Consider the following 4,032-nt stretch of genomic DNA (forward strand, 5'->3'; position numbering starts at 1 on the left):
ACCGCCTCAATCAAAGCCGCGCCCGCCTCGCCGCCGCTAACAAATGAACCTCACAGAATTGGCCTGACGGCCAATGCGCCTTGGACCGGGCTTGCTATATGAGGGCCGCACGCTCCAAGGCGCTCGCGCCAAACTGGCCGACTTTTGCTCCGCCACAATGGCCGAATTTTACTCCGCCGTTGACACAGGACATGCTGCGCACCCTTGAAGGGTCAATTGCAGCGGCAAACGCGGTGATGCTCGACCCCATCTATTCGCGGCAAGAGAAGGCGCAGGCACAAACGGCACTTCGCCAGCTTTCTCAGCTCTATGCGGATTACAAGGCTCTGGAGCAGAGCTTGCAGGCTGGAAATACCGATGACGACATTGATGCAATCGCAGATAAGTGGGCAGACTAATGGCTGATATAGAGACACTTTCGAAGGCCCTGAAGAACGCCGACGCGGCGGCACAAAAGGGCGTACCCGGAGCCGCAGAGGATGCCCGCAAACTGGCGCAGGCCTACAAGCGCATGAAGTCCGACCAGGGCGGCACCGGGTTCATGGCACAGGTGAACCAAGGTATCGCCGAAACGGCGGGCGGGCTTGTGGATTGGGTAAACCCCTTCGATGAGCCACACGCGCTGAATCCTTTCCCGGAAGGCACAGGATCGGCACAGACCGGCCTTGAATCTGCGATGGACGCCACAGGCATCGACCGGGCCAGAGGCGACCCTGATGGCTTCTGGCAGGGCCTTGGGCGCGGGACAGGTAACGCGGCGGGGGCCATGGTCCCTGCTGGCAAGGCCGCGCAGGCGCTCAGGTCCACCGGCGGTATGGTCGGCACTATAGCGGATGATGCCTATCAGGCGCTTTCATCGTGGCTTGGGGTGACAAGCGAGATATCGGCGGGTGCCTTGGCGCGTGCTGCATCCGAGAAGGCCGAACAGGAAGGCGCACCGCAATGGGTGCAGGATGCGATTGGCATGGTTGCCGGTGTCGGGGGTGCAAGCGTTCCGTTCATGGCAACCCGGACGCCTTCCGCAATCGGCGCAAAACAGGCCTACAAGGCGGGCAAGCGCGCTCTTGCGCCCTACACCAACACCGGGGCGCGTGAAGTGGCCAGAAGCCGCGTACAGAGCTTGGCAGGCGGCGAAGACCGTGCCCGCGAACTGGCGGGCCGGATCGACCCCAACGAGCCATTCGGCCTAACCCCTGCACAGCAGACCGGCGATCCGAACATGATTGCTCTTGAGCAGGCCGGGGCAAGAACAGACCCGAATCTCGGGGCACGGCTGCGCGACCGCTCGGTAGATGCAAACGCGAATCTGCAAAACGCAGTCACCGACCTTGGCGGGAACGTGGAGGATGCACAGGGCTTTCTTGGCCAGCTTCGAAAGGACGTTGCAAAGCGCATGGATAGCTACGTGGCATGGACGCGGGCCGATGCACAATCACGCCGCCCAAAAGTACGCGCCACGGAGTCTGAGAACAGTGAGATTGTTGCGGATCGTATCCGGGACGCAGAGCAAAGCGCCCTGACGGAAGAAGCCGTGCTTTGGGCGGCAGTTCCCAAGACGGTCACTATCAACGCGGCAGAATCGCAGGCCGTTGCCAAACAGTTCGTTGAGGGCGTTCCCTGGGCGCAGGCCAATGACGTTCCCGGTGTGGTGCGCCAGTATCTCGAAACCCCCGATCAACAAAGCGTTGAGGAACTGCACGGCCTGTATTCCGAACTTCGCAGGGTGGCCCGGTCGGCAATGGCAGGGAATGACCAGAGCAAAAACAAGGCCCGGATTGCGAATGCCGTTGCCGATGCGGTTCTGAAAGACCTTGGCGCGCGTGATGCAACCAGTGACGTGGGGCGCGCAATCAACCGCGCCCGCGAGTTCAGCGCGCAGCTTCACGAGACATTCGACCGGGGAACAGTCGGGCGGCTTTTGAAACGCACCCTCGATGGTGACGAACAGATAAACCCGCAGGAAACGCTTGCGCGGTCGGTCGGGCAGCGCGGCATCAAGGCCAAGGTGGCGGACGAGGAAATCGCACATGCCACGAAAGGATCCAAAGACGTGCGCGCGGCAAAGGCGGATTACCTGACGGAGCGCTTCAATCGCACGGCCTTCTCTGCGGAAGGCGCATTCAATCCCGGTCGGGCTTCCGAGTTCATGCGCGACAACAAGGCCCTTCTTGCGCGTTATCCCAAACTGCGAAACACTCTGAGGGATGCAATCGACACCCAACAGACCGCGAGGCGCATCGAAGCGCGCATTGCCGAAAGAAAGGCCCGTCTGGAAGCCCCGAACGCTTCTACAGGCGGTGCGTTCGTAAATGCCACGCCGGGGAAGGCAGTTGATGCGATACTCAAGGCAAAGACGCCCGCGCGTGAGGCCCGTAACATCGTCAGACAGGCCCGCAAGGACAAGACTGGGGCGGCTCTTGACGGTGTTAAGGCTGCTTTTGCTGACAGACTGATTGCGGACAGCCTGCGCCAGATTGGCAGCGCCAGGCAGGTGGTCGGGCAAACCCTTGCCGACCGCATGGACAGCCCCGAAATGGCAGTGGCGCTAAGGCAGGTGTTCTCATCAGGTGAAATGGCGCGTTTGCGGCGGATTCGAGACGCAGCACTGAAACTCGATGCGGCACGAAAGCAGGCCCCTGATATCGGGTCTGTATCGCAGGCCCAACCCAACAGGCTCATTGAATTTGCGGTTCGTATCGCGGCGGCAAACCACGGCGCTCAGCTTGGCAAGGGGGCGGCAGGGCTTCAAACCGCGCAAATGGCCTCTGGATCGGCGCGAAAGATGCTGAACCGGCTCATGAACGACAAAGCGGAACAGCTTTTGCTCGATGCCATCGAAGACCCGAAACTGTTCCAGGCGCTTTTGATGGAGCCGAAGACGATTGAACTCAGAAAGCCGATTCGCAACCGGATCGCGCCTTACCTTGTCGGGGCGGATGCCGGTGTGGAAAGCGAGTGAGCGAAAGGCGGCGCGGGGTTGCCTGCGCCGTCACCTTTCATCATTTGGTGGGTCAGTCGCCTTCGAAACCATGAAATTGAAATGCCAATAGTTTTGCGCAATCATTATATGCACCATGACGTGCGAATATTGATATGCCGACAAAGCCTGAAGTCATTGATAGCTTGAATTGGGTCACCGAACGGGTGTCCAACCGTGTCTGGACTATCTCTCTTGGCGTTTTAGCGGCTTCACTTGCCTACATTGTTGAGAGCACGAAACCAGAAGGCGCAGCGTTCTTGCTTCCTAGGCAGGTTGTAGGACCGGCGACATTAGCTCTGTTGGCTTTGATTTTTGACCTCATTCAATATGCCGCAGCACATCGACAAAACTTTGAACTCTTGCAGAAAATTGAAAAGGAAGACCTGAGCGCGGCATCCTATCAAACAGATGATCCGATGATGAAACTACGGACCTACGCTCACCGATTGAAATTTTGGTTTTGTATCGCAGCCGCTTTATGGCTCGTATTTGTATCAAGTCAGAGAGCAATCGAGTTAATCTAGGTGAGCACGGCATGACAGACTGGGGCGGCCCAAATAAGCCAAGTGGACCTCGTGACGATAAGGCTCAACATCCGGCATCCAGTGAAGGGTTTGATGACTATTTGCGCGGCTTCGCAGAAGAGCAATCGAGATTTGCTCCGCGCGCAACCCCAAGTGGCGGTGGTGGAGGTGGTGGTTCAGGCTGTCTGCCATTGGTCTTGTTTGCGGTTGTAGTTTTTTGCGCCGTACTTGGATTTCTATGGCTTTTTGATCCTGGAAGCGAAGACCCTTCACCAGAAAACTCTGATATTGAGAACAGCGAATAGCTGTTTTGATTTGCTAACCCGCACACCTCCCAGCATTAGCCCAGCATTCGCGCCGTCACTCCTGGCGGCTCAACTGGATGACGGCGGCGTGCAAGCTGACCTGCCCCCCGAAACTTCCCTCGTTGTGATGTAGAGTTTGCTCGACCTTTCGAAGGAGCAAACGAATGCGAAAGAGCCGTTTCACCGAAGCGCAGATCATCGGGATGATCAAAGAACAGGAAGC

At 58.3% G+C, this 4,032-nt stretch carries 4 protein-coding genes; all 4 read left to right on the top strand.

The window, feature by feature from the left end; all coding sequences use genetic code 11:
- The first annotated feature begins 191 nt into the window (after positions 1–191).
- The 4 genes from KPG71_RS19445 to KPG71_RS19460 all read left to right on the top strand — a co-directional run bounded on the left by KPG71_RS19445 (position 192) and on the right by KPG71_RS19460 (position 3,809).
- A complete protein-coding gene (locus KPG71_RS19445) occupies positions 192–398 on the top strand; it encodes a hypothetical protein (protein ID WP_216340394.1) in 207 nt (68 codons plus the stop codon).
- Positions 398–2,959, top strand: a complete 2,562-nt coding sequence (locus KPG71_RS19450) for a hypothetical protein (RefSeq protein WP_216340395.1) — start codon at positions 398–400, stop codon at positions 2,957–2,959. Before KPG71_RS19445 ends, KPG71_RS19450 begins: the two co-directional genes overlap by 1 nt.
- A gap of 134 nt (positions 2,960–3,093) precedes the next feature.
- Positions 3,094–3,504: a hypothetical protein gene (locus KPG71_RS19455; RefSeq protein WP_216340397.1), complete on the top strand. Its 411-nt coding sequence runs from the start codon at positions 3,094–3,096 to the stop codon at positions 3,502–3,504.
- A gap of 11 nt (positions 3,505–3,515) precedes the next feature.
- The gene (locus tag KPG71_RS19460; protein ID WP_216340399.1) at positions 3,516–3,809 is read left to right on the top strand and encodes a hypothetical protein; all 294 of its coding nucleotides are present in this window, start codon (positions 3,516–3,518) and stop codon (positions 3,807–3,809) included.
- Positions 3,810–4,032 lie beyond the last annotated feature (223 nt).

Origin of the sequence: Roseovarius sp. PS-C2 (genome assembly GCF_018862045.1) — a bacterium.
Classification (GTDB): domain Bacteria; phylum Pseudomonadota; class Alphaproteobacteria; order Rhodobacterales; family Rhodobacteraceae; genus Roseovarius.

Excerpts from the sequence above, each read along its gene's own strand:
- KPG71_RS19445 (WP_216340394.1), top strand. The coding sequence starts at position 192 with ATGCTGCGCACCCTTGAAGGGTCAATTGCAGCGGCAAACGCGGTGATG.
- KPG71_RS19450 (WP_216340395.1), top strand. The coding sequence starts at position 398 with ATGGCTGATATAGAGACACTTTCGAAGGCCCTGAAGAACGCCGACGCG.
- KPG71_RS19455 (WP_216340397.1), top strand. The coding sequence starts at position 3,094 with ATGCCGACAAAGCCTGAAGTCATTGATAGCTTGAATTGGGTCACCGAA.
- KPG71_RS19460 (WP_216340399.1), top strand. The coding sequence starts at position 3,516 with ATGACAGACTGGGGCGGCCCAAATAAGCCAAGTGGACCTCGTGACGAT.